The sequence below is a fragment of the Neobittarella massiliensis (ex Bilen et al. 2018) genome, from assembly GCF_014269355.1.
Lineage (GTDB): Bacteria > Bacillota > Clostridia > Oscillospirales > Ruminococcaceae > Neobittarella > Neobittarella massiliensis.
Genome location: NZ_JACOGI010000001.1, coordinates 918,532 through 943,198 on the forward strand (window position 1 = coordinate 918,532; position 24,667 = coordinate 943,198).

A 24,667-nucleotide genomic window follows, 5' to 3' on the forward strand; every position below is an offset into this window, starting at 1 on the left:
CGCCAGCTCCCCGCCGCCACAAAGAGGGGAGATATCGAAAAAAAGAGCCCCCTGACAACTGTCGGGATGACAGCTGTCAGGGAGCTTTTTTCTCGGTACTTTAAAAAGGTATCGCTGTCGGGTGCGGCCGCCCCCTTTACAGGTAAGCCGCCGTGGCGCTGCCGACAAAGCCTCGCAGTTGGGCGGGGGTGCCGGCAAATATCAGCTGTCCGCCCCGGTCGCCGCCGTCGGGTCCCAGGTCGATGACCCAGTCGCAGCTTTTGATCAGCTGGGGGTTGTGCTCCACCACGACCACCGTGTTACCGGCGTCCACCAGCCGGTCCAGCAGCGCCAAAAAATGATCGATATCCTGTGGGTGCAGCCCGGCGGTGGGCTCGTCCATCAGGTACAGGGTCTTCTCTCCCTGTCGGCTGGCGATCAGCTCTCTGGCCAGCTTCAGCCGCTGTCCCTCACCGCCCGACAAGGTCGTCAGCGCCTGCCCCAGCTGCAGGTACCCAAGCCCCACCTCCTGCAGGAGCTTTAAGGGGCCGGCCACCTTGGGGCAGCCCTCAAACAGTACCGCCGCCTCCTCGACCGAAAGGTCCAGCACCTCGCTGATCGACAGCCCATGCAGCTTCACCGCCAGTACCGCCGGCGAAAAGCGCCGCCCGCCGCACACCGGGCACACCACCTGGGCATCGGTAAAAAACAGCAGGTTACTGTCCACCCGGCCCATGCCCTGACAGGCCTCACACCGCCCACCGGGCGAGTTGAAAGAGAAGTGGCCGGCCCCCAGCCCCGCCTTTTTGGCCTCCTCGGTGCGGGCGTACAGCGCCCGTATCTCGCTGTATACCCCGCAGTAAGTCGCCACGTTCGAGCGCTTCATCCGCGCTATGCTGCCCTGTCGTACCTCCACCACCTGCGCAAACTGCTGCCGCCCGCGCACCGCGTTCGCGCCGCTGTCGGGCTGCCCTTTGGCAAGCACTTCGAATACCAGCGTCGACTTGCCCGAGCCCGAGGGCCCGGTCACCGCCACCAGGCAGCCACAGGGCAGGCGCAGGTCCAGCCCCTGCAGGTTGTGCATAACTGCGTTGCCGATATCCACCGCGCCGTCGGCCGCCCGGTATTGGGTCTTGCCCAGCGGTGCCCGGCGCAGGCAGCGCCCGGTGGCCGTGTCCTGCCGCGCAATGTCCGCCGGTGTACCGGCCGATACCACCTGCCCGCCGTGCCGCCCGGCGCCCGGCCCCATGTCGATCAGATAGTCGGCGGCGGCCATTACGTCGGGGTCGTGCTCAATAACCAGTACGGTGTTCCCCAAGTCGCGCAGCTTTTTTAAAATGTCCACCAGTCCGGCCGTGTCGCGGGGGTGCAGCCCGGCGGTGGGCTCGTCTAAAATGTATAACAGGCCCGATAAGTCGCAGTCCAGCGCCGCCGCCAACCGCAGCCGCTGTCGCTCGCCGCCCGACAGGCTCACTACCTGCCGCTGTAATGTCAGGTAGTCAAGCCCCACCCGCCGCAGTCGGCCCAGCTTGGTCTCTATGTCCAGCAGGTAGTCCGCCACCAGCGCCAGCTGGGGCCGGGGCAGGTCGGCTCGCAGCGTCTCTGCCCAGCGGCAGAGCTTTTGCAGGGTGTACTGCGCCAGCTGCGGCAGCCGGGTGCCCCGCACAGTCACCGCCCGCGACGTCGGCCCCAGCTGCTGGCCGCGGCAGTCCGGGCATACCGCGTGCTCAAAAAACGGCTCCAGGCTGCCGGCGTCGCCGCTTTTTTCCGCCAGGCGCCGCTGCAGGTTGGGCACCACCCCCTCAAATCTGCCGGCCCCCGCGGTCTTGGGCGGCGGGCAGTCCGGCATTACCTGCCGCACCAGCGCACAGCTGCTCCCCTCGTAGAGGATCGCCCGCTGCAGCGCGCTGAACTGGGCTACCGGCTGGTGGGCGGGCGCCGGCAGACCGTAGTGGGCATAGGTCCGGTACAGCAGCGACAGCTGGTATTTGGCGTACTGCTTTTCCCAGCAGCGCACCGCCCCGTCCTCCAGCGCCAGCGCTTCGTCCACCGCCGCCTCCCGCCGCACGGTGTGCACACTGCCCAGTCCCGCGCAGGTGAGGCAGGCGCCTTCGCGGGTGTTAAACGAAAAGTCGGTGCGGGTGAGCTTGCGCATCCGCTGCCCGCACCGGCAGCAGTACATGTACACGTAAAACTCGCCGTCGCGCTTTTCGGTCTCCTCGCGGCAGTCGGCCGCCGCGATGTGCGCCCCGCAGTGGGGGCAGCTGCGCTCGCCCAGCTTTTCGTAGATCATGCGCAGGTCGGTGTACAGGTCGGTCTTGGTACCCACCGTCGAGCGCGGGTTTCTGTTGGCGTCACCCTGAGAGATATAGATGGCCGGCGACGCGCCCCGTATGCGCTCCACCTGCGGCTTGCGAATGCCCTCCATAGCCATGGCCTCCAGGTACTGCCGCTGGCACTCGTTAAACAGCACGTCAAGCAGCAGTGTCGACTTGCCCGAGCCCGATAGCCCGGTAAACACCACCAGCTTATCCCTCGGTATTTCCAGAGAAATGTTTTGCAAGTTTCCCTCTCTGGCCCCCACGATCTGAATGTTGCGCATACATACCTCCTCACGCTCTGGTCTGCTCGCCCGGCGCCCGGTCCCGCTGGCTCCGGCGCGCTCCCGGCCGCCGCTCAAACAGCACTGAAAAAATAAAAAATAGCGCCCCGACATAAAAGTCCGGCGCTATTTTTGGAGCTAGAGATGGGACTCGAACCCACGGCCTGCTGATTACGAATCAGCTGCTCTACCAACTGAGCCACTCTAGCACGGTCCCGTCACAGAACACACACTATTATTCACTATTTTCGTCAAACAGTCAAGAGGTAGCTTTCATTTTTTTTGGTTCTGCGCTATAATATAAGAACTGTCTGTGCCCCGGCGCAGTTTGAGCAGATCGATATGATCCGAACAGGGAGGACTCGGCGTGAGAAGAAATAGCCCCCTTTTTCATAAAAACCGCTTCGATATGAACGAGATGGTACCCAAGAGCCGCCGCGGCCAAAAGATCGTGCTGGCCGTGCTGGCGGTGGCGCTGGTCGTGCTGCTGGCCTTTTTGCTCTGGCCCCAGAGCGACGGCCCCGGCAACGAAAAACACACCACCGCCAACCTGGTCGGCAACCAGTCGGGCACGGCCGCCAGCAGCGCCGCCGCTCAAAAAGTCACCCCCAAAAAGGGGAAAGAGAAGACGGCCGGCTACTTTAAAGACGCCGCCTTTGTGGGTGACGACCTGGTCGCCGCGCTCTCCAAACACAGCTTTTGGGATGGGAGCACTCTGTTTTTGGCTACCGGCAAAGCAAACCCCAGCAACATTCTGCGCGAGCAGCTGTTCACGCAAAACGGGCAGAGCGTCACCGCCCTGCAGGCGCTCAAAAACAGTGGCCCCAAAAAGGTGTATATCTGCCTGGGTCTCAACGGCGTCTCCTGGCTCTCCGGCGAAGATATGCGCAGCAGCATACGCGATTTTGTGCAGCGGGTGCAAAAAGAGCTGCCCAAAGCACAGGTCTACCTGCTGGCCATCCCCACCGTCGACAGCGCCACCCAGCAGGCGCTGCCCAACTTCCAAAACAGCAAGATTCAGTCCTACGACGAGCTGCTCTTATCCCTGTGTGAAGAGCTCGAGATCTACTACCTGCAGCCGCAGGGGGAGGAGCTGTCGCAGTTCGTCGCCAGCGTCGATACCGGCACCTCTCAGCTGCAGCTGTCGCAGCAGGCTGTCGATGCCTGGCTGTCCACCATCCGCAGCTACACCGCCGGTTGAGCGGGTCAAAAATCAATACAGTAAAAAACAAGCGGCAGGTCCCACCGGGGCCTGCCGCTTGCCTGTGTGCCCGTCAGCTGCCCAGCTCTCGCAGCCCGGCCGCCTGTCGGTCAGAAAATACGATCTTGCCCCGGTCGGTATCGATGAGCTGCTGCTTTTTCAGCTGGGCCACCGCCCGGTCCACCGTCTTTTGGCTCAGCCCCAGCAGCTGGGCCAACTGCTGCCGGGTATCCGTCACGCGGTAGCGCCCGTCGTCGCCCGGCCGGTTCTGGTCGGCATAGCGGCTCAAAAAGTCGGCCAGCAGCCGCGGGCCGGGGTAAAACAGCGGCTGCCCGTGCCGGTAAGAGGAGCGGTACAGCTTGCCGGCAATGTGCCCGGCCATCAGCCGCAGCAGTGCGGGGTCGCCCTGCACCCAGCGGGCAAACGCCGCCCGCTCAAACCACAAGATCAGGCAGTCGGTCACCGCCTGCAGCGAGATAGGGGCCCGGCGCTCGCCGGCCAGCAGCACCACGTCGCCAACAAAGTCCACCGCGTCATCCTGTTCGATCACATAGCTGTCGCCGGTGTCAAAGGGGTTCACCACCCGCAAGCTGCCTCGGCACAAAATGCCCAGCCGGTCCACCTCGTCGCCTTTTTGCTGCAGCAGTGCACCGGCGTCATAGCGCTGCTCGCTGGCTGTGGCGGCCAGCGCCGGCGGCATTGCCGCCAAGCAGCGGCACAGCTCCGGCCAGTTGGCGGTGCGCGCCAATATCTGATCTATCTGCATCCGTATCCCTCCGCTCTATCGGGCGCTGTCCCTTATATATACAGTATACGGCAAACTTTTTTTCCTGAAAAGAGACTTTTGTCCTGTTCAGCCGCCTCGCCCCTCCGCTATACTGGGTGCTGGGCGCTGGCCGGGCCGGCGGCGCCGATCTAAAAAATGCCGCCCGCCGCCGCAAAATAGGGGAGGACTATTTTATGAACTATGATGTGCTCATACAAAACGCCACCGTGCTCGATGCAGATATGCAGCTGCACACCGGCTGGGATATCGGTATCAGCGGGCAAAAGATCGCCGCGCTGGGCCCAGACCTTGCTGCAGATGCCGCCGTCCAACTGGTAGACGGCAGCGGCAAGCTCTACATGCCCGGCCTTATCGACGGCCACACCCACACCTGTCAGCAGCTCTTGCGGGGCCGTATCCTAGACGAGCTGCCCATGATCTGGACCCGCATCATGCTCCCGTTCGAGAGCGGCCTCGACCGGGAGACCGTCCAGGTCAGCGCCCAGCTGGCCTGCCTCGAGATGATAAAGTCCGGCACCACCGCCTTTGCCGATGCCGGCGGCCGCTTTATGGACGAAGTGGCCCAGGCGGTGGCCGATTCCGGTCTGCGCGCCGATCTCACCTGCTCCACCATCGATCAGCCCGGCGTCCCCGCCACCATGCGGGCCGATGCGCAGCAGGCGCTGCAAAATAACCGCCAGCTGTTTGCGCGCTGGCACCAAAAGGCGCAGGGGCGGCTCACCGTGTCCTTCTCGCTGCGCACGCTGCTCTCCTGCTCCCCCCAGCTAATAGCCGGCACCTTTGCCGCCGCCGAGGAGCTGGGCACCAGCGTACACGTACACATGAACGAGTACCCCGGCGAGGTAAATGCCTGTCTCGAAAAGTACAAGCTGCGCCCCATGGCCTATCTGGAGTCGCTGGGCGTACTGGGCGGTCGGCTGTTGGCCGCCCACTGTATCTTCGTCTCCGACAGCGAGATATCGCTCATGGCCGCGCGGGGCGTGCGCGCCGTACACTGCCCCTTCAGCAACAGCGGTAAAGGGGTGCCGCCGGCCCCCCGCCTGCTCGAGCAGGGCATCCCCGTGGGCCTGGGCACCGACGGCGCCGCCCACGGCGGTCTCAGTCTCTGGAACGAGATGAAGATCCTGCGCTCGGTGCAAAACGCCGTCAACGGGGCCGCCACCGCCGATCCCGCCATCCTGCCCGCCGCCACCATCCTGCACATGGCCACCGCCGGCTCGGCCGCCGCGCTGGGGCGCCGCCATATCGGCCGTTTGGCCCCCGGCTATCAGGCCGATCTCATCGCCATCGATCTCTGTCAGCCCCACATCCTGCCCACCGCCGACCTCGTACATACACTGGTCGAAACGGTCACCGCCGCCGATGTCTGCGATTCGATGGTAGCCGGCCGGTGGCTCATGCGTGACCGGCAAGTAAAGACCATCGACGAAAAAGCTGTGCTGCGCCGCGCCGCCGACCTGCACAAACGGCTCATATGCAACTAAATAAAAAGGGGAGAACATCTTGATCATTACCATCATTGGCCTTTCCAGTCTGGCCGTCGGGGTGCTCATCGGCATTTCCGGCATCGCCGGCTTTCTGCTGCCCATCACCTTCGGGGGCTTTCTGGGCCTGCCGCTGGCCGACTCGCTGGCACTGGCCTTTTTGGCCTTTCTCACCTCCGGTATCCTCGGGGCCTGGTCCTATAAAAAAGAGGGCCACCTCGATATGCAGCTGGCGCTGCCGCTCTGCGCCGGCAGCGTGCTGGGCGCTCTGGGCGGGGTGTGGCTGAACACGCTCATCCCGGTAGATATCGCCAAAGTGCTGCTCTACACCGTGGTGCTGGCCTCCGGCATCTCGATCCTGGTCAAAAAAGACCGGCAAGATCCGGGCAAAGATCGCTCGCCGCTCACCGCCAGCAAGCCGTTTTTGCTGCTCATGGGCGCAGTCACCGCCGCCATCTGCTCGCTCACCGGGGCCGGCGGTCCCATCCTGGTGGTGCCGCTGCTGGCGCTGCTGGGGGTCGACCTGCGGGCGGCCGTGGGCATCAGCCTGCTCGATTCGGTGGCAATCGCCCTGCCGGCCTGTGTCGGCTATATGGGTCAGGTGCAGGGCAAAAACTTCCTGCTGCTGGCCGCTGTCTGTGTCGCCACCCACGCTGTAGGGGTGCTGGTGGGGGCCAAAGTCGCGGGCAAAGTCAACCTGAAACTGCTCAAGTGGATGGTGGCTGCGCTGGCTATCGGCGCCTCCTGCTATATGCTGCTCAAAATGGTCCTGTAGCGCCGCTCAGGCTGTGTATACGACAGGCCTCCCGGCCGCCGATATCAAAAAGCCCTCCGCACCGTGCGGAGGGCTTTTGCCTTTACAGCTTAAAATCGTCGGGGTCAAAATCCATTGGCTTGGGCCGTGGCTTGGGCACCCGCTTTAAGGGGGCATACATAAACTTTTTGCAGCTGTAATAAGGGGCCACCACCCCTTTTTTATCGCACAGGATCAGGTCCTGCCCGCGCATGGCCCGCCCGTGTTCGCAGTAGTTGCAGCTGGGCTCGATAGATCTTCCAAATAATTTCTGGCTGTTGCCGAACAAAGTGGCACCGCTCCTATCTATGTGCTGACTTCTCTTGCGCAGCATCCATTTTCTGGCGGCGGGCATCGTTCCTCCGGTACCGCCGCTGCATCTCAGTATACCGCATTTTTTTACCGCCGTAAAGCGGTGTGCGGGCGGCAAAATTTCCACAGCGCACACAGGCAAAACAGCACCAGCAGCAGCGCGGTGGCCGGGCTGTTGTGGGCGGTTTTCAGGGGGATGGCCACATTCTGCCACACATCGGCGCTCTCGCTGGGCAGCAGCCCGTAAAGCAGCAAAAAAAGCCCCAGCGTCAGCACGCCGCTCAGCAGCCGGCAAAGCAGCAGCCGCCCCATGTCGGCCAGGTCCCCCAGGCAAAACAGCACCTGGCAAACGACCGAGAGCCCCGTGCACCCCAAAAAAAACGCCGCCGCGCACAGCCCCAGCTTGCCCGGCAGCCCGCTGGCCGCCGCACAGCCGGTCGTCACCTCCAGCAGCCCGCTCAGCAGCGCAGTCAGGTGGGCGGGCAGCGGCAGCCAGCGCCGCACCAGTTCCAGCAGCGCCGAAAAGGCGATCACATACCCGCAGATCGACAGCATCGAGGTCACCGCTGTGCTCACCGCCGTCACCAGTGCCGCCGAAAACGGGGGAAAGTCTTTTGCCTTTACAGCTGCCCTGGCCGGGGCGACCGCCGGTCCCCGCCGCCGGCCCGGCAGTCGGCTCAGCAGCGCCCCCAGTATCAGCGCACTCAGCACACAGCACAGGTAGTAGAGCCCGCCCACCGCAGCGCTGCCAAACATGCCCATGCCCACCCCGGTCACCACAAAGGCCGGCCCCGCGCCGATGCAGTACAGCGCCAGCCGCCGGGCCTCGTCTCCCGGCAGCTGTCCGCCGTCGTACCCGGCGCGCACCAGCTTGGCCCCCACCGGAAAGCCGCCGATCATCGACATGGCAAACACGCTCCCCCCCTGGGGCGACACCCGCAGCACCCAGCGGCTCAGGGGCCGCAGCAGCCAGCTGATCACCCGCGACATAGGGGTGTTCATCACCAGTCCGGCCACGATCATAAACGGGAACAGCGAAGGGATGAGCACTTTATAGCAGGTGGCCAGCCCCCGCAGCACCCCCTGCCGGGTCAGGTCTCCGCCGGCGGTCCCCCCCCACAAAAGCAGCAGGCAAACGGCGATCTGCCAGCCCTCGCCGGCGTATTTTTTCACTTTTCCCCACATAGCATACATCCAGTACCCCACTCCTTATCGGCCATTTTGCCTCCCCGCGGCAGATACTCGGCGGCCCGGGGGCTAAATGCAGCCGCTGGCTAATATATATGAACGGGAGGGATCGGCCATGAACAGACGCAGAAAAAACAAGCAGGGCGAAAAAAAGCCCTTTTCACTGCTGGTAGATACCAAGCAGCTCATCAACAGCGCCCACCTCACCGACAGCCGCATCGAGCTCATGGGCAATACCGAGGCCATCATCGAGGGCTGTCAGGGTGTACTGGAGTACGACGAGAGCGTCATCGTGCTCAGCCTGGGCAAAATGCAGATAAAGTTCGAGGGGGAAGACCTGTCCCTCAAATGCATGAGTGATACCGATGCGATCGTCCAGGGCAGATTTGTCACCATCGAGTACATGCACTAGGGAAGAGATACGGCCGCCCGGCCGGTCACAAGAAGAAAAAGGGGGAGACAGGGTTTGTATCTGGTCTCGTTTATCCGCTGGCTGCTGGGCACCGTGCAGTTTCGCCTGCGCGGCATCTTCAGCGAGCGGTTCATCAATCTGGTAAACAAAAACGGCCTGCGCCTGTGGGGCCTGCAAAAAGAGCCCGAGGGCTTTACCGCCAACACCGTGGCGCGTGACTACAAGCAGATGCACCACCTGGCCCGCAGTACCGGCGTGCGCCTGCGCATCCAAAAAAAGAAGGGGCTGCCCTTCTGGGCGCGCCGCTACCGCAAGCGCATCGGCGCTGTGGTGGGTCTGCTGCTCTGCGCCGGGTTTCTGCTGCACATGTCCCACCTCACCTGGACCATCCAGGTCACCGGCAACGAGAAGGTCAGCACCCAGTCCATTTTGCAAACACTGTCCGACCTGGGGGTCAATAAGGGCAAAGACCTGCGGCGGCTCAACCGCAAAGCCACCGAGGAAAAGGCGCTGCTGGCGCTGCCCGACCTGGCCGATATGACCATCTCCAACAAGGGTACCCAGCTGTTTATCGAGGTGCGCGAGCAGCAGAAAAAAGGCGAGATCGTCGACCCCCGCCAGCCCTGCGACATCGTCGCGGCCAAAAAGGGCAAGATCCTGCGCATCCAGCCGCTGGAGGGCCACCCTCAGGTGGAGATCGGTCAGTATGTAGGGCAGGGGGATGTGCTCATCAGCGGCATGTTCCAGGACTACTGGCAGCGCACCGTCTACAAGCACGCGCAGGGCGAGGTCTGGGCCCAGACCGAGGAGAAGGTCTCCTATCTCATCCCCCTGCAAAAGACCGAATGGGTCCCCGCCGGCGAGGCCAAAGAGCAGCGCGTGCTCGACCTGTTCGGCTTCAAGCTGCCCCTGTACTTTCCCAAAAAGCTGGAGGGGGAGTTCATGATCCAGAAAAAGAAGTGGGATCTCAAACTGCTCTCGGTCGAGATCCCCATCGACCTCATCACCCAAAAGATCACCCCGGTCAAAAGTCAGGTCCGCACGCTCACCTCCGAGGAGGCCAAACAGCAGGCCGACGAGCAGGTGCAGGCCTTTATGGCTCAAAACTACAAAGATCTCGCGCCGCAGTGCGCCGTCACCCAGCTCGAGGAGCGCGACGGCAGCCTGTTCGTCGAGTACACCGTGACCTGTGAAGAAAATATAGCAAAATCACAAGAAATTTCGCAATAATACTGTTACATTTTCTAGTTTTGTGCTATAATCAAAGTAAATTTCTCGCCCCGCAGAAAAAGACTGGCCCCGGCCGGTCGCTGCTGCGGTGCAGCCAGCTATCCCGACGGCCGGCAGCCCGGGCGCCACTGCGCGCCGGTCGCCCCGGTGTCGGGATATGTCTGGATAGGCGGCAGTTTTTGGCCTCCGGGCCCAAAGGCATCGCCGCCACAGCGCTATGATGATCGAGGTATGTACATGGAAGAACTTTTACTGGAGGGCTGTACCCCCCAGCAGCTGGCCGAGCTGTTTGGCCGCTTCGACGAGAACGTCAAGCAGATCGAGCGGCGCTTCGGGGTGCGCATCACCTCCCACGACGGGGCGGTGCGTCTCGACGGCGACGAGGTGCAGACGGCAGGGGCCAAAAAGGCGATCGAGAACCTGCTGCTCATCCAAAAAAGCGGCACCCCGCTAGACGACCAAAACGTGCGCTATTCGCTCGAGCTGGCCGCCGGCGGCGACAGCCAGCCGCCCCCGGTCGCCGACGGCGACATCGTCTGTCTCTCGGCCAAGGGCCGCCCCATCAAGGCCAAGACCTTCGGCCAAAAAAAATATGTCGAGGCCATCGCCCAAAATTCGGTGGTGTTCGGCATCGGCCCCGCCGGCACCGGCAAGACCTATCTGGCCGTGGCTATGGCCGTCAAGGCCTTTCGCGCCGGCGAGGTCGAGAAGATCATCCTCACCCGCCCGGCGGTCGAGGCGGGCGAAAAACTGGGCTTTCTGCCCGGCGACCTGCAGATGAAGGTCGATCCCTATCTGCGCCCCCTGTACGACGCTCTGTTTGACATGCTCGGCGCCGAGACTTTCTATAAATATCAGGAGCGCGGCAACATCGAGGTGGCGCCGCTGGCCTACATGCGCGGCCGCACTTTAAACGAGTCGTTCATCATTCTGGACGAGGCCCAAAACACCACCCCCGAGCAGATGAAGATGTTCCTCACCCGCCTGGGGGACGGCTCCAAAGCGGTGGTCACCGGCGACATCACCCAGATCGACCTGCCCGACAGCCGCCAGTCCGGCCTGGTCGTCGCCGCCCGCATCGTGCGCGACGTGGAGGATATCGCCCAGATATATTTTACCGAAAAAGACGTGGTGCGCCACCGCCTGGTCATGGAGATCATCCGGGCCTACGAGCGCTACTACCAAAAACAGGAAAATAAAAAGGCCCGCTCACCAGAGCAGCCCCATACAGATAAGAGGTAAAAATGGGCGTACGTGTAAAAGTAGTGCCGGTAAAAGATCGGCACAGTGACGTGAGGAGAAACACCATGGCTAGTGTAAAAGTTTTGATCACCAACAAGCAAAAACAGGTCAAGCTGCCCTCTGGGCTGCGCCTGCTGGTCCGCCGTGCCTGCACTGCTGTGCTGGCCGCCGAGCAGTTCCCCGGCCCGGCCGAGGTGAGCGTCACCTTCGTCGACAACGAGCAGATCCAGGAGCTCAACGCTGCCTATCGCAACAAAGATATACCCACCGACGTGCTCAGCTTTCCCCTGGGCAAAGACGGCGTGTACGACAAGAATATGGAGACCGGCGCCTTCGTGCTGGGCGATATTGTCATCTCCGCCGAGCGCGCCCAGTCCCAGGCCGAGATCTACGGCCACTCCTTCCAGCGCGAGATCGCCTTTCTCACCACCCATTCCATGCTGCACATCCTCGGCTACGACCACGAAGGCGGCGGCTTGGAGCAGGTGCGCATGCGCGAAAAAGAAGAGGCGATCATGCTCAAACTGGGCCTGCCCCGCAACGCCAGCTACGTCGACGAAGACATCTTAAAATAAAAAGGCCCGCCACCGCCCGGCCGCGAACATCTGTGCGGCCATCAGGACCCGGTCCGGTGCCGGTCTGTCGCCCGCTGCACAGCATCGGCGCCCGGGCCCAGTCTGCCGGCTTACATAGGGGGCGGGCGGAGCTGCCGGCCATTAAGGGGGCGATAAGGTGCCAAAACAGCGCCCAAAAGGGCTGTTTTTACAATTTGTTCACAGTTTTGGACATGCCTTTCGCGGCCTTTTTTGGGCGCTGGGCAGCCAGCGCAACCTGCGCTTTCACCTGGCGGCCGCCGTCTGGGTGTGCTACCTGGGCTTTTTCGCCCGCTTTTCAGCCGGCCAGTGGGGCCTGATCGCCCTGTGCTGCGGCAGTGTGTTGGCCGCCGAGCTCGGCAACACCGCGCTGGAGGTACTGTGCGACAAGGTCTGCCCCGAACACGACAGCGCCATCGGCCGCTGTAAAGATGTAGCGGCCGCCTCCGTGCTGGTGGCGGCCATAGCCGCGGCCGCCGTCGGCCTGCTGCTCTTTTGCCAGTCAGGCCGCCCGGCACGGCTGCTCGCCGCCCTGCGCAGCCCCTGGCCGCTGCCGCTCACCGCCCTGCTGCTTTTAGCCAGCTGGCTGCTGGTGCGCGGCGGACTTAACAAAAAATAACAGCCGCCAACCGCTCTATGTCCGCAAAACGCGGTGGGGCGGGCCGGCCGGCTTTTACCACGAGAGGAACGACTTATGACAGATACCCCCCGCCCCGAGCCAATGGGCAGCAGATCGGTCTTTGTGAGCATCGTGGGCCGCCCCAACGTGGGCAAGTCCTCGCTGCTCAACGCCATCCTGCAAGAAAAGGTGGCCATCGTCTCCGACAAGCCCCAGACCACCCGCACCAAGATCACCGGCGTGCTCACTCAAAACGAGACGCAGATGGTCTTTATCGACACGCCCGGCCTGCACAAAGGCAAGACCAAGCTCAGCGCCCACATGGTCAAGGCGGTAGGTCAGGCCATCGGCGACGTCGATGTCAGCGTGCTGGTCACCGAGCCCTCCGGCCCCATCCGCGAAGCCGAGGAGCAGCTGCTGGCCGATATCGGTGCCTCCGGCGCCCCGGCCATTCTCTGTGTCAACAAAATAGACACCGTCGATAATAAAGAGCAACTGCTCGCCCGCGCCGCCCAGTTCACCCAAAAAGCCGATTTTGCCGCGGTGTTCTTTATCTCCGCCACCCAGCGCGACGGGGTAGACGACCTCATCGCCGCCCTAAAGGACTACGCCGTCGAGAGCCCCCACTTTTTCCCCGACGACGCCCTGACCGACCAGCCCGAGCGGGTCATCGTCTCCGAGATCGTGCGCGAGAAGATCCTGCGCAACATGTTCGAGGAGATCCCCCACGGCACTGCCGTGGTAGTCGAGAAGTTTAAAGAGCGCCCCGGTCAGGACCTGGTGGATATCGACTGCACCGTCTACTGCGAGCGGCAGTCCCACAAGGGGATGATCATCGGCAAGCAGGGCAGTATGCTCAAAAAAATACTCTCCCAGTCCCGCCAGGACATCGAGCAGTTTTTGGGCTGCCGGGTCAATCTGCAGTGCTGGGTCAAGGTAAAAGAGGACTGGCGCAACAAAGAGGGGCTCATCAAAAACTTCGGCCTGGTCGAGGAGTAGCACCTCTCTCGGCGCCGCGTGTCGAAACGCGCCGCGCCCCCATCAGAAATATTTAAAACTTTATCCCCGTAAATCAGGCAAAACGCCAAAGAAACTTTTGGCAGACATACCGCCGCGACTTTTTGTGCACAGTAAGATCAAAGCGATCTTATACAAAAAGGAGGCGCGGCGGATGAAACAGGAGCCCTTAGAGCTGCAGCTGTGGGACAGATTTGCGCACACCGGCGCGGTGGGCGACTATCTGGCCTACTGCCAGCAGGCACACACAGCAGAGGTACAGGCCATTGAGCGGCATCTATTCAGTGAAAGGGATCGTAGTTAAAGAGGTGAAAGTCGGCGAGGCGGACAAGATCGTCCACATCCTGACCGACGGTCTCGGTCTCGTGTCGGCCTCCTGTAAAGGGGCCATGCGGGTGCGCAGCAGGCTGGTGAGCTCCACCAGCCTTTTGGCGTATTCCAGCTTTTCTCTCTATCAGGGCAAAAGCATGTACACCGTCGACGACGCCCGTATCGAGGTCCAGTTTTGGAACCTCCGCCAAGACGTGGTCAAGCTGTCGCTGGCCATGTATTTTTTAGAGCTGGTGCGCAAACTGGCGCCCGACGAGACCGACCTGCGCGGCCACCTGAAGCTGGTGCTCAACACGCTCTATTTTTTAGACAACGGCAAACGCGATATCTCTTACCTCAAGCCGCTCTTCGAGCTGCGGCTCTTGTCCATGAGCGGCTACATGCCCGACCTGGTGGGTTGCGCGCGCTGCGGCCAGTTTGTCGATCAGGGCATGTACTTTAGCCCCCAGAGCGGCGACCTCATCTGCCGCGAATGCCACCTCCCCGTCGACGACAGCCACTATACGCTGCTGGGGTCAGGGCTGCTGGCCGCCATGCGCCACATCATCTACAGCGATTTCTCCCGCCTCTTCAACTTCCGGGTAGATGCCGCTACGCTCGCCACCCTCGAAAAACTGGCCGAGCAGTACCTCATCTATCAGACCGACGGCCGCTTCAAGGCGCTGGACTTTTATAAAGGTCTGCTGTGACCGCCGGCGGCAAACGCCGTCAGAGCCCACTCGCCACAAAAGCTTTTCTACGTAGCCTGTATGCCGGGCGGCGCCCGATCGGTCCGCCGCCCGTCGATCACATAATAATAACTGCCGCGACGGCCCGCTTTTTCGGGCCGCATACCCATTTAGACCCGAAAAAACGGGCATGAGGAGCAGTATGGACATCCAAAAACACTTTAAATTGCTGGAATTCGATAAGATCGTACATACCCTGCAAAAGCGCACCTTCTGCGAAAAAAATACCCAGCTCGACCCCCAGGGGCTGCTCAGCCAGAGCTACGCCGACGCCGTGGCCTCCCTCGACCGCACCGACGAGATGTACACGCTGTTTTTGCGCTACTCCGAGCCGGGGATCGGCCACATTCACGACGTGACCCAGCCGCTCACCCGCGCGCAAAAAGGCGGCGTGCTCTCCATCCGCGAGCTGCTCAACGTGGCCAGACTCATGGCCGGCTGCCGCGACGCGCTCAGCTGGTACCGAAACTGTGAGGGGACCACCGGCGTGCTCGATCCCTATTTCGATCAGCTGGTGTTCCACAGCGAGATCTACCGCCGTATCGACAGCGCCATCGAGAATGAGGAGGAATTGGCCGACACCGCCAGCGACGAGCTGTTCTCCATCCGCCGGGCCATTCTGCGGGCGCAAAACCGCGCCCGCGAAAAGCTCGACGCCATCATCCACTCCAGCACCCAGCAAAAATACCTGCAAGAGAGCATCGTCACCATGCGCGACGGCCGTTTCGTGTTGCCGGTCAAGCAGGAGTATAAGGGCTCACTGCCGGGCCTGGTACACGATACCTCCCAAAGCGGGGCCACCCTTTTCGTCGAGCCCATGGCCGTAGTCGAGCTCAACAACGAGGTGCGCATAGGCAAAGTCAAAGAGCAGCAGGAGATCGAGCGCATCCTGGCCGAGCTCACCGATTTCGTGGTGGGCGTGCGGCAGGATATCCTCTACGATTACGATCTGCTCTGCCAGATCGACCTGCTCATGGCCAAGGCCCGCCTGGCCCGCCTGTACGACTGCACCAAGCCCCTGCTGGGCGACGACCTGCAGATCGAGCTGCGCCGGGCCCGCCACCCGCTCATCGCCAAAGAGGTGGTGGTACCGGTCGATATCTCGCTGGGTCAGCAGTACGATACTCTGGTCATCACCGGCCCCAACACCGGCGGCAAAACAGTGTGTCTCAAAACGCTGGGCCTCTTTGCCCTCATGGCCAAAGCGGGGCTGCTCATCCCCGCCGCTCAGGGCAGCCGGATGGGCTATTTCAGCGGCATCTTTGCCGACATCGGCGACGAGCAGAGCATCGAGCAGTCTCTCTCCACCTTCTCCTCCCACCTGGTCAACATCGTCGATATCCTAAAATACGCCGGCAGGGGGTCGCTGGTGTTGCTCGATGAGCTGGGCGCCGGCACCGACCCCACCGAAGGCGCGGCGCTGGCCATCGCCATACTGGAGCACCTGCGCTCGGTGGGCTGCAAAACGGCCGCCTCCACCCACTACGCCGAGCTCAAGATGTACGCCCTCAAAGAGGGCGGGGTCGAAAACGCCAGCTGCGAGTTCGATGTCGAGAGCCTGCGCCCCACCTACCGGCTCATCACCGGTGTGCCCGGCCGCTCCAACGCCTTTGCCATCGCCGGCAAACTGGGCATCAACCGCATGATCATCGATGCGGCCAAGGGCTATGTCCAGTCCGACGACCTCAAATTCGAGGATGTCATCGAGAGCCTCGAGCAAAAGCGCGCCGAGCTGGTCCACCAGACCGAGCTGGCCGAGCACTACGCCCAAAAGGCCAGGCGCCAGCAGGAAGAGAGCAAAAAGGAGATCGACCGCCGCCTGCGCCAGGCAAAAGACGAGACCGAGCGCGCCCACTACTACGCCAGCACCGTCATCGACAAGGTCAAGCGCGAGAGCGAGCAGGTCATCGCCGAGATCAAAGAGCGCCACCGCAAAAAAGATGCGTCCCTCACCCCCGGTGCGGTGCGCAACCGGGTGGATAAGCTCTACGACATCGCCGGCAAACCGATAGAGTCCGACGATCACTACCAGCTGCCCCGGCCGCTGCGCCCCGGCGACACCGTCACCATCAAAGGGATGAACGCCCCGGCCGAGGTACTGCGCGTCACCGGCAAAAAAGCCGAGGTGCAGGCCGGCGCCATGAAGACCACCGTCACCCTCGACCGGCTGCGCCTGCTCGAGACGCCCAAAAAGAAAAAGAGCCAGAGCTACCGCGGTCCGCGCAGCAAAGCCAGTGCCAAAGTCGAGATGGAGATCGATGTGCGCGGTATGAACGTAGAGGAGGCAACCATGGAGATCGACAGCTTTATCGATCAGGGGCTGCTCTCCGGCCTCACCCAGCTGAGCATCATCCACGGCAAAGGTACCGGTGCCCTACGCAAAGGCATCCACGAGTACCTGCGCCACCACAAAAATGTAGCCGGCTACCGCCTGGGCACCTTTGGTGAAGGCGAGGCGGGCGTCACCATCGTCACCATTCAATGATCACACTAAAATATGCCACCTGTCAGCTGACAGGTGGCATATTTATCGCGTTCTGTTATCTGCTTTATAGGGGGCGATTGCGGGCAGGTCCACAGTTGGCTGCTTCCGGCGGGCCCGTCCAAACAGCCGGGTCGGTAAGCGCATGGTTTCATGCCCTGCGGCGCCGGCTAAAAGCGTCACCTGCCACTCGGCTGTTCTTCAGCCAGCTGGACCTTCAGAGGGCCACTGTCAAAAAACGGCTTTTGATACAGTGCTCAGTACGCTCCGGGTGGCGGCGATCTTTAGGTCGCGGTCCCACGGCGACTGTTCGTCTCGCCCTCTAATAGCCGATAATCGACGGCAGCGGGTAGTCGCATAGAGTAAAAACAGGTCCAGCTGGTCAAGTTCCGCCGGTGGGCAGCTGCTTTTCGCGCCGGTACCCGCACAGAGATCGGTACGCAGATCGTTGGGGCCCCGGCTCTGCATACTGCCCCTTCAGGGTTCGTCGCCGATCAGGTAAAGTAGTACAGGTAAACGGCTATGTCCAAGAGCGACCAGCCGTATGCACACTCGTCAAAGTCGTATACCGTCACTGGGCCGTCAGCAGTTATGTTCATATTTGAAAGCAGGTAGTCCCCGTGGGTCAGGCCCAAATTGGTGTCGTTTCTTGCCAGCACTGCCAGCTGTAACAAAAAATCCTGATAGGCGCGTGCCGGCCCGCCGGCCGCAGCGGCCAAATTTCTCTGCCGCCCTCTGCTGCCCGCTGCTGTTCTTTGCTGCCTGCTGCTGACTTAACCAGGTGTTGCCCCTGAAAAATGTGCGCCGCCTGGAATATCCGCTTCCTGGCCGGTACTGTCTCGACAGCGTGCCGATCTCCAAACTGTAGGCGCGGTCGTTAGGGCGCTCTGTTCTGTTCACCCGGCCGGCCGAAATTGCAAAAGCGGCCGCCAATACCGCCTGGGCCTCCTGCTGTCCGGCCGTGACCAGTTCGCCCCACAGCGGGCGGATCGGTGTGGCGGCAGGGGCTCCCCGCCTGAGCAAGGTACAGCAAAACGTCCATCTCGCTCAGTAGCTTGGTCCTGCTTTGGTAGCTGGTGGCAGTCAGGTGCAAAATAAACGGGTGTGCCCAAATGCCCTGTGTGCGTGTCAGTATACGGTGTTGTGCGATTATCCCAACAATTCCAGCAAAAATGGCTCGCGGATAAAGGCCCGCACCAAATGGCTTATCGGCGCGCGCTGTTGCATGCGCCGCCACTTCCTTTCTACCTATAAAAAGCGGGCCCTGCAGGTTTTCCCACAGAGCCCGGTATACCGCTCTAGCTATTCAGATCCGCCCCCCGATCGCCCCGGGTGGCGGCACAGCAAAAACGGGCGCTGGGTCCCGCTGCTAGATATCACTTAACTGTTTTTTTGCGCGTGTTCGATCAGGGCAGTCACTACCTCAAATATCTGGCTTTTAACATGATCTGGTAATGTCTCAAACTCATCATAAAGCACCAGGTTTTTCACATGGTGTTCCTCCAGAACGTCCGCGAGCAGCATATCTGCCGTGACCTCCAGCGCGTTGGCTATCCGAATAAAAGTATCCAGCGCCGGCAATTTTACGCCGCGCTCGATCAAACTGATATAATTGTGGCTCAGATCCGCTTTTTCCGCCAGATCATCCTGTCTCCAGCCCTTTTGTACGCGGTATTTTCTTATCTGTTTGCCGATCGATGATAGATTTAAAGGCTTATTCATTGCCACCCCCACTGTCAGTAATACTCTGGTACTACTAGTATATGTGCGGAGGGTAAGATGATAAATAAACCATTGGGAATAAAATTATCACTAATGGGATGAAATTTGTGCACAAATATGGTATGCTATATGAGAACAAGTATACCGAAAGGAGTAATGAGATGGAAAAGCAGTTTTTTGAGCGGGATTATCGGGTGGATGAGGCGGAGGTCCTCCGGAGCGGCGGCTCCGAATTCTTTGGGCAGCTCACCCAAAAAGGTTTCTTCAAAGAGATGGCCGCGTATATAGACGCCATCCCTAAGCATGTCAGTGAAGAGGGGAGACAGACCTATGAGCAGCTGCTCGCCAAGTGTGACGAGATGGCAAAGCAAGGTGGAGGACAGGTAAAAGGCGTGATAAGCGAGGGGCCGGGCAGTGCCTCCATCCAGGTCACCCTCCCGGCCTTTGAATTCACCGACAGCGAGGAGATGGCCCTGATAAACGAGATCACCAGCAAGGCCAGCTCGATAGCCTTTTACTTAGACGACGACAAATGTATCCGCATGCGCCTGGATATCGAATATTTTGTCGACGATATCACACAGCAGGAATACAGCGACAGTTTCGGGGAGATCCTGCAGTGCACGATGGGCCCCGCGTATAAAAGCGAGCTCGAAAACAAAAAAGACCAGCTCTAAACGCGGGCTGGTGCCTGGGCCAGTGTCGCTTACCGCCGGTGCTGTCGGCACTGCCTCCTAAAGATAAGAGCCTGTAGAGAGCATCTTCTCTACAGGCTCTTATTGTGTCTCAAGCGGGTCTGTCCGCACTGTGCCGTGTGCAGGTCGGTTTTGTCGGCGCTGTGTTCTGCTCTGGGCAGCGCTTTTAGCGCCCGCTGCCCGTGCGCGATCATGTATACGGCCATCGCCGCCACCAGCAAAAGTACCGCCGCCCCAGTGCCCAGGTTCATCTGCCGCTGCCAGCGAGCACTGCCGCCAAACTTGTGCAGCATCGCCGCCTGCAGCCAAAATACCGACACCAGCGCCGCAGCCGCAGCAATAGCCCGGCTGGCCGCATAAATGGGGTCGCCCAACCGGCGGCCGCGCACAGAGCCGGCGATCGCCGCCCCAAAGCTGTAGGCAGATAGTAGAGGGCTTCAGCTCCCAGCCACCAGGCCCGGTACCGATGGCCGGCTGCCAGCTTGTACAGCGCGTATACTGTGTTTGCACCCAGCGACAGGTAAAGCGTCACCCGCATCCGAAAGCCCTGCTCGGTCCGGTAGCGGCGTACCAGCGGCCTGCCGCCCAGCCACCGCCCGGCGCCCCGGAGCAGCCGGTAGGCCCGCGCCGCCGTGGCCGCCGCCACGTAAAAGGTCGGCATATACAGGGCCGGCGCAGCTGCCGTGGGTGGGTGGCGCGCCGTCAAAGCGGCGGCCGGTCCCATCACAGCGATCGGCGACAACAGCAGCAAGACCCACCAGTGGGGGTACAGTATGCGGGTCCACAGCGGCCGTTTGGGGCTTTTCTCTAGTGGCGACTGTGGCACAGCGGCACCAGGCACAGCAGCATCGCGATACCCAATATCCCCACGGCAATACCGGGTACCAAAAGTCCGCTCCACACCATGCTCATGCACATGCCGAGTCCCAATGTCAGCGCGCCTGCTGCGCCCAGGGCCACCGTGCCCACCGCTCGGCCGCTTATTGCCGTCCAGCGCTTGCCGTGTCCGCGGCGGTGCACAGCCAGTGCAGCCACTAAAAATAGCAGCCCTGCCGCCCCGGTGATCACACCCGGTCCAAAGGTGTCCCACTGGGTAACGGTACACATGCACATGCCCAAAGAGAAGGCGATCCCACCGACCGCACCCATCAGCATCGTCACCAGATCGATCTTCTTCATCTCTCTCTCCTCCCGGCCCGCCGGTCCTGCTGGCACTGCCGCTCTTCTCGCTGCTGCACAACACGCGCCCGCGCCTGTTCGGTGCTCTCATCGTCCTGTGCCAAAAAGGCGTCGATAAAGCGGTCCTCGATCTTGCGGTAGCTGTCCACCACCTTTTTTTCGATCTTGTGGTAGCTGCCTACTACCGCGTCTTCTATCGGCCGGTTGGCCTCTCTCAGTTTTGACATCGCCGTCTCCTCCTATTATCACAACACTTGTCCAGGTCGTCTGTATCCAGTATAATGTAGAAAAAGTACCGGTACAATCATCAGATCACCCACATCTGTAGCGATAATAAAAAGGGGGGAGACTGCCCTGAATACGCCCAACAACCGGCGCAAACAAAAATACAGGCCGCCTTTATACAGCTGCTGCAGCACACCGAGCTCGATAAGATCACCGTCACCGCCGTCTGCCAGATCGCCGGTGTCAACCGCACCACTTTTTACGCCAGCTATCTCGATATCTTCGATCTGGCCGACGCCGTGCAAAAAGAACTGGAGCGGCAGGTGGCCGAGCTGTATCAAGATGAGCGGGAGCAAAAGTATAACAGCAACGACTTTTACAAGCTCTTTTGTCACATCTATCAAAATCAGCTTTTTTACCAGACGTATTTTAAGCTCGAGCACCCGGGCAGCACCGGCGCGCTCGGGGTCGCCGAGTACGATACCCGTCAGGCAGCCGCCTACTACGGCGACCGCTATATCGATTACCATATCGAGTTTTTTCGGCACGGCCTTAACGCCATCATCAAAAAGTGGCTGCATAACGGCTGCCGCGAGACCCCGCAGCAAATGGCCGAGATCCTGCGGGCCGAGTACGGTCCCAAGTAGCGGTGGGCGGCCTGTTTTATGCCGCCCCGGCTGTTTTCGGCACTGCAGGCGCCCGCCCAAAAAAAGAGAGCGGACACAACTTCAGCTGTGTCCGCTCTCTTTTTTGTAACATAAGGCTTAAAATGCTGCCGGGTGTGCTGGCCTACTCGCCAAACACCTGCTTTTTCATCCGCAGGCCGGTCGGGGTGGTGGCCACGCCTCCCTTGGCGGTCTCCCGCAGCGATTCGGGCAGCAGTCTGCCCACCTTGCGCATGGCGCTCACCACCTCGTCAAACGGTATCTGGCTCTTAATGCCCGCCATCGCCAGGTCACTGCACAAGATCGCGTTCACCACGCCCGAGGCGTTGCGCTTGGCGCAGGGAATCTCCACCAGCCCGGCCACCGGGTCGCACACCAGCCCCATCACGTTCTTGATGGCGATGGCCGCCGCCGACAGGCACATCTCGGCGTCGCCGCCGCGCAGCTCGACCAGCGCCGCCGCCGCCATGGCCGCGGCCGAGCCGCACTCGGCCTGGCAGCCGCCTTCAGCGCCCGATACCGTGGCGTTGCGGGCAATGATCATTCCCACGTAGCTGGCCGCGGCAAAGGCCTTTAGCAGCTGCTCGTCGCTGGCGCCGAGCTGTTCGGCCACTGCAAACAGCGCCCCCGGCACGATCCCGCACGACCCGGCGGTAGGGCAGGCCACAATGGCCCCCATCGAGGTGTTCACCTCAAAGCACGACAGCGCATACGCCACCGCCTTGGCAGTGGGGCCGCCCAGCAGCGGTGCGCCCTGCTGCAAAAAACTATTTAGCAAACTGGCGTCGCCCCCGGTCAGTCCGCTCACCGAAGGCACCGGCTGCTTTAGCGTGGCGCGGCAGGCCTTTTCCATCACCGCCCGCCGCCGGGCCAATTTGGCAAACACCAGCTCGCGGCTGCACTCGCTGTTTTGCATCTCCTCTTCTATGGCTACCTCAGCTATCGTCTTGCCGGTCTGCGCGCAGTGCGCCGCCAGCTCATGACCGTATCGAAACACGCTGTCTCCTCCTTAAGTAAAGGCCTTAAAATTTGTCCATGGTCAGCACGTCGACCATGTGCTCTAGCTGCCCGATCTTCTCCACCACGTCGCCATCCACCAGCGTATCGGTCTCAATAATGGCGGTGGCCAGCTTGCCCTTCTGGCTGCGCGCCAGGTTGATGGTCACGATATTGACCTCCGCGTCCGAAATGCACGACACCACATTTTTGATTACGCCCACTTTATCGTGGTGCTTGGTCACAATGGTCGGGTACTCGCCGGTAATGCCGGTGTCAAAGCCGTCGATGCCGATAATGCGCACCGCGCCCCCACCCACCGAGCACCCGGTCAGCACGTGGCGTATACCGCCGGCGTCGGTCAACTCCACCTGTACGGTATTGGGGTGTACCTCGCCCAGGTCGGCCTCGGTAAATTTTACCTCTATGCCCCGCTGCCGGCAGATCTCCAGGGCGTTTTTTATGTCCGGGTCGTCCGTCTGCATGCCCAACACGCCGGCGGCCAGCGCCCGGTCCGAGCCGTGCCCCTTATAGGTGCTGGCAAACGAGCCATGCAGCCTGAATACCGCCTTTACCACCGGTGCTGTACACAGCATGCCGGCCGCGCGCCCAATGCGCAGCGCCCCCGCCGTGTGCGAGCTCGAGGGCCCGATCATGATGGGCCCCAAAATATCAAAGAGGCTGGTGCTGGAACTGTCCATGACAATACTCCTTTTTGCAACGTCTTGCCGCGCTCAGGCCGCTCGCCGGCTCTTTTTTTTGCCGCCGAGCCGGATCTGTGCGCCGCCAAAACCGTATTTTCCCGTACCTGTACCTTATATTATCCAAAATGACCGGGCGAAAGTCAACTAAAAAGGGCCTACATATCGGGCGGGGCGCATACATTGTAAAAGCGGCGTGCTTTTTGCCAAAACAGCGGGACAAGATACCGCCAATAGGGGAGGGAGATCTATCCGATGATCAGCAGTTTTTACGACTTGAAAAACAAAGACGTCATCAGTATATCCGACGGCGTCAAGCTGGGAGAGGTGTGCGACCTGGAGTTCGACGGCGACACCGCCCAGATAACCGCCCTGATCTTGTTTGGACGGCTCAAATTTTTCGGCCTTTTGGGCCGCACACCAGATATCATCATCAAGTGGGGCGACATTCAGAAGATCGGCCGCGACACGGTGCTGGTACACTATACAGAGCAGCCCCAGCTGCGCAAAAAAAAGAGCGGGATGCTGGACAAATTTTTCAGTTGACCCGTTGCATTTTACCGGTGCACATGCTATACTACCAAAGTACTGTTCTGATTTATGGCAAACTTGCCAGGTCAGGCAAAAATAAAACACACGCTGTACAGCCACAGAAGGTGCCCGCAACAGCAGGGTCTTCGCTGTGGAGGAAATACAGCGGCGGAAAAACCTAGGAGGAAAAATTCTATGGCAGCAGTATCCATGAAACAGCTACTCGAGGCCGGCGTGCACTTTGGCCACCAGACCAGAAGATGGAACCCCAAAATGGCTCCCTACATCTTCACCGAGAGAAACGGCATCTACATCATCGACCTGCAAAAGACGGTCAAAAAGCTGGATGAGGCCTATAGCTTCGTCCGCTCGGTGGCCGAGCAGGGCGACAGCGTGCTGTTCGTCGGCACCAAAAAACAGGCGCAGGAGTCCATCCGCGACGAGGCCACCAGAGCTGGTGTGCACTATGTCAACGCCCGTTGGCTGGGCGGTATGCTCACCAACTTCCGCACCATCCGCAAGCGCATCGACCGCCTGTATCAGCTCAATAATATGAAAGAGGACGGCACCTTTGATCTGCTGCCCAAAAAAGAGGTCATCAAACTGAACCTCGAAATCGAGCGCCTCGAGAAATTCCTGGGCGGCGTCAAGACCATGGAGCGTCTGCCCGGCGCCCTGTTCATTGTCGATCCCAGAAAAGAGAAGATCGCCGTGTCCGAGGCCAAGAAGCTGCACATTCCCATCGTGGCCATCGTCGACACCAACTGCGACCCCGACGACATCGACTATGTCATCCCCGGCAACGACGACGCCATCCGCGCGGTCAAACTCATCTCCGGCGCTATGGCCAACGCCTACCTCGAGGGCCGTCAGGGCGAGCAGGTAGAAGACGCTGCCGCCGAAGAAGCCGAGGCATAAGCTTACTCAATTTTAAATAATAAGCAGAGTGCCCGC

27 protein-coding genes and 1 tRNA gene are annotated in these 24,667 nt (G+C 61.0%); 16 read left to right on the plus strand and 12 right to left on the minus strand.

The annotated features are described in order from the left end of the window. Positions 1-136: 136 nt before the first annotated feature. Together H8K20_RS04200 and H8K20_RS04205 are read right to left on the minus strand one after the other, a co-directional pair. Complete coding sequence (locus tag H8K20_RS04200; protein WP_186487570.1) at positions 137-2,581, minus strand: ATP-binding cassette domain-containing protein; 2,445 nt, start codon at positions 2,579-2,581, stop codon at positions 137-139. 133 nt (positions 2,582-2,714) lie between these two features. Then, a tRNA-Thr gene (locus tag H8K20_RS04205) sits at positions 2,715-2,790 on the minus strand. Between the two features lie 158 nt (positions 2,791-2,948). On the opposite strand from H8K20_RS04205, the gene H8K20_RS04210 reads away from it, so the two are divergent. Continuing rightward, complete coding sequence (locus tag H8K20_RS04210) at positions 2,949-3,782, plus strand: SGNH/GDSL hydrolase family protein (protein WP_186487571.1); 834 nt, start codon at positions 2,949-2,951, stop codon at positions 3,780-3,782. Positions 3,783-3,855: 73 nt separating this feature from the next. On the opposite strand, the gene H8K20_RS04215 is transcribed toward H8K20_RS04210, so the two are convergent. After that, positions 3,856-4,548 (minus strand): Crp/Fnr family transcriptional regulator, encoded by a 693-nt coding sequence (locus H8K20_RS04215; protein ID WP_154865570.1) that lies wholly within the window; start codon positions 4,546-4,548, stop codon positions 3,856-3,858. Between the two features lie 194 nt (positions 4,549-4,742). On the opposite strand from H8K20_RS04215, the gene H8K20_RS04220 reads away from it, so the two are divergent. Continuing rightward, entirely contained in the window at positions 4,743-6,053 is a 1,311-nt protein-coding gene (locus H8K20_RS04220; protein WP_186487572.1) for an amidohydrolase family protein, read from the plus strand. A 19-nt stretch (positions 6,054-6,072) separates the two neighbouring features. Further along, positions 6,073-6,828 (plus strand): sulfite exporter TauE/SafE family protein, encoded by a 756-nt coding sequence (locus H8K20_RS04225; RefSeq protein WP_207721450.1) that lies wholly within the window; start codon positions 6,073-6,075, stop codon positions 6,826-6,828. An 82-nt stretch (positions 6,829-6,910) separates the two neighbouring features. On the opposite strand, the gene H8K20_RS04230 is transcribed toward H8K20_RS04225, so the two are convergent. Together H8K20_RS04230 and H8K20_RS04235 are read right to left on the minus strand one after the other, a co-directional pair. Beyond that, positions 6,911-7,135: a hypothetical protein gene (locus H8K20_RS04230; RefSeq protein WP_243206177.1), complete on the minus strand. Its 225-nt coding sequence runs from the start codon at positions 7,133-7,135 to the stop codon at positions 6,911-6,913. A gap of 110 nt (positions 7,136-7,245) precedes the next feature. Further along, the gene (locus H8K20_RS04235) at positions 7,246-8,343 is read right to left on the minus strand and encodes a hypothetical protein (RefSeq protein ID WP_186487573.1); all 1,098 of its coding nucleotides are present in this window, start codon (positions 8,341-8,343) and stop codon (positions 7,246-7,248) included. A 118-nt stretch (positions 8,344-8,461) separates the two neighbouring features. Here H8K20_RS04235 and H8K20_RS04240 point away from each other — a divergent pair, with 118 nt between their 5' ends. From H8K20_RS04240 to H8K20_RS04280, 9 genes are all read left to right on the plus strand, one after another. Then, entirely contained in the window at positions 8,462-8,758 is a 297-nt protein-coding gene (locus H8K20_RS04240; protein ID WP_186487574.1) for a YabP/YqfC family sporulation protein, read from the plus strand. 54 nt (positions 8,759-8,812) lie between these two features. Further along, the gene (locus H8K20_RS04245) at positions 8,813-9,988 is read left to right on the plus strand and encodes a sporulation protein YqfD (RefSeq protein ID WP_105203752.1); all 1,176 of its coding nucleotides are present in this window, start codon (positions 8,813-8,815) and stop codon (positions 9,986-9,988) included. A 237-nt stretch (positions 9,989-10,225) separates the two neighbouring features. Further along, positions 10,226-11,230, plus strand: a complete 1,005-nt coding sequence (locus H8K20_RS04250) for a PhoH family protein (protein WP_186487575.1) — start codon at positions 10,226-10,228, stop codon at positions 11,228-11,230. Positions 11,231-11,295: 65 nt separating this feature from the next. Further along, on the plus strand, positions 11,296-11,805 hold the full coding sequence (gene ybeY / locus H8K20_RS04255) for an rRNA maturation RNase YbeY (protein WP_105204095.1): 510 nt from the start codon (positions 11,296-11,298) through the stop codon (positions 11,803-11,805). Between the two features lie 157 nt (positions 11,806-11,962). After that, positions 11,963-12,442 (plus strand): diacylglycerol kinase, encoded by a 480-nt coding sequence (locus tag H8K20_RS04260; RefSeq protein WP_186487576.1) that lies wholly within the window; start codon positions 11,963-11,965, stop codon positions 12,440-12,442. A 75-nt stretch (positions 12,443-12,517) separates the two neighbouring features. Continuing rightward, complete coding sequence (gene era, locus H8K20_RS04265) at positions 12,518-13,441, plus strand: GTPase Era (RefSeq protein ID WP_105203755.1); 924 nt, start codon at positions 12,518-12,520, stop codon at positions 13,439-13,441. 172 nt (positions 13,442-13,613) lie between these two features. Continuing rightward, positions 13,614-13,763, plus strand: coding sequence for a hypothetical protein (locus tag H8K20_RS04270; protein WP_164998116.1), 150 nt, complete (start codon positions 13,614-13,616; stop codon positions 13,761-13,763). Continuing rightward, entirely contained in the window at positions 13,726-14,478 is a 753-nt protein-coding gene (recO, locus tag H8K20_RS04275) for a DNA repair protein RecO (protein ID WP_207721451.1), read from the plus strand. Before H8K20_RS04270 ends, recO begins: the two co-directional genes overlap by 38 nt. Before the next feature lie 181 nt (positions 14,479-14,659). Further along, the gene (locus H8K20_RS04280) at positions 14,660-17,002 is read left to right on the plus strand and encodes an endonuclease MutS2 (protein ID WP_186487577.1); all 2,343 of its coding nucleotides are present in this window, start codon (positions 14,660-14,662) and stop codon (positions 17,000-17,002) included. A 491-nt stretch (positions 17,003-17,493) separates the two neighbouring features. Here H8K20_RS04280 and H8K20_RS04285 read toward each other — a convergent pair whose 3' ends face one another. Both H8K20_RS04285 and H8K20_RS04290 read right to left on the minus strand, forming a co-directional pair. After that, a complete protein-coding gene (locus H8K20_RS04285) occupies positions 17,494-17,718 on the minus strand; it encodes a phosphotransferase (RefSeq protein WP_186487578.1) in 225 nt (74 codons plus the stop codon). Between the two features lie 661 nt (positions 17,719-18,379). After that, a complete protein-coding gene (locus H8K20_RS04290; protein WP_105203761.1) occupies positions 18,380-18,721 on the minus strand; it encodes a helix-turn-helix domain-containing protein in 342 nt (113 codons plus the stop codon). Between the two features lie 161 nt (positions 18,722-18,882). Between H8K20_RS04290 and H8K20_RS04295 the strand changes: the two genes are divergently transcribed. Further along, a complete protein-coding gene (locus tag H8K20_RS04295) occupies positions 18,883-19,398 on the plus strand; it encodes a hypothetical protein (RefSeq protein ID WP_186487579.1) in 516 nt (171 codons plus the stop codon). Positions 19,399-19,487: 89 nt separating this feature from the next. On the opposite strand, the gene H8K20_RS04300 is transcribed toward H8K20_RS04295, so the two are convergent. The 3 genes from H8K20_RS04300 to H8K20_RS04310 all read right to left on the minus strand — a co-directional run bounded on the left by H8K20_RS04300 (position 19,488) and on the right by H8K20_RS04310 (position 20,822). After that, positions 19,488-19,790, minus strand: a complete 303-nt coding sequence (locus tag H8K20_RS04300; RefSeq protein WP_186487580.1) for a hypothetical protein — start codon at positions 19,788-19,790, stop codon at positions 19,488-19,490. A gap of 433 nt (positions 19,791-20,223) precedes the next feature. Then, positions 20,224-20,595, minus strand: a complete 372-nt coding sequence (locus tag H8K20_RS04305) for a hypothetical protein (protein WP_186487581.1) — start codon at positions 20,593-20,595, stop codon at positions 20,224-20,226. Further along, complete coding sequence (locus H8K20_RS04310) at positions 20,592-20,822, minus strand: hypothetical protein (RefSeq protein ID WP_186487582.1); 231 nt, start codon at positions 20,820-20,822, stop codon at positions 20,592-20,594. The genes H8K20_RS04305 and H8K20_RS04310 overlap by 4 nt, the downstream gene beginning before the upstream one ends. A 297-nt stretch (positions 20,823-21,119) precedes the next feature. On the opposite strand from H8K20_RS04310, the gene H8K20_RS04315 reads away from it, so the two are divergent. Beyond that, a complete protein-coding gene (locus H8K20_RS04315) occupies positions 21,120-21,467 on the plus strand; it encodes a TetR-like C-terminal domain-containing protein (protein WP_341480812.1) in 348 nt (115 codons plus the stop codon). A 142-nt stretch (positions 21,468-21,609) separates the two neighbouring features. Here the strand turns inward: H8K20_RS04315 and sdaAA are convergent, their stop codons facing one another. Together sdaAA and sdaAB are read right to left on the minus strand one after the other, a co-directional pair. Continuing rightward, on the minus strand, positions 21,610-22,482 hold the full coding sequence (sdaAA, locus tag H8K20_RS04320; RefSeq protein WP_186487583.1) for an L-serine ammonia-lyase, iron-sulfur-dependent, subunit alpha: 873 nt from the start codon (positions 22,480-22,482) through the stop codon (positions 21,610-21,612). Between the two features lie 25 nt (positions 22,483-22,507). After that, on the minus strand, positions 22,508-23,182 hold the full coding sequence (gene sdaAB / locus H8K20_RS04325; RefSeq protein ID WP_105203768.1) for an L-serine ammonia-lyase, iron-sulfur-dependent subunit beta: 675 nt from the start codon (positions 23,180-23,182) through the stop codon (positions 22,508-22,510). Positions 23,183-23,437: 255 nt separating this feature from the next. Here sdaAB and H8K20_RS04330 point away from each other — a divergent pair, with 255 nt between their 5' ends. Beyond that, positions 23,438-23,728, plus strand: coding sequence for a YlmC/YmxH family sporulation protein (locus H8K20_RS04330; protein WP_105203769.1), 291 nt, complete (start codon positions 23,438-23,440; stop codon positions 23,726-23,728). A 180-nt stretch (positions 23,729-23,908) separates the two neighbouring features. Next, positions 23,909-24,631, plus strand: coding sequence for a 30S ribosomal protein S2 (gene rpsB, locus H8K20_RS04335; RefSeq protein WP_186487584.1), 723 nt, complete (start codon positions 23,909-23,911; stop codon positions 24,629-24,631). The last annotated feature ends 36 nt before the right edge of the window (positions 24,632-24,667 follow it).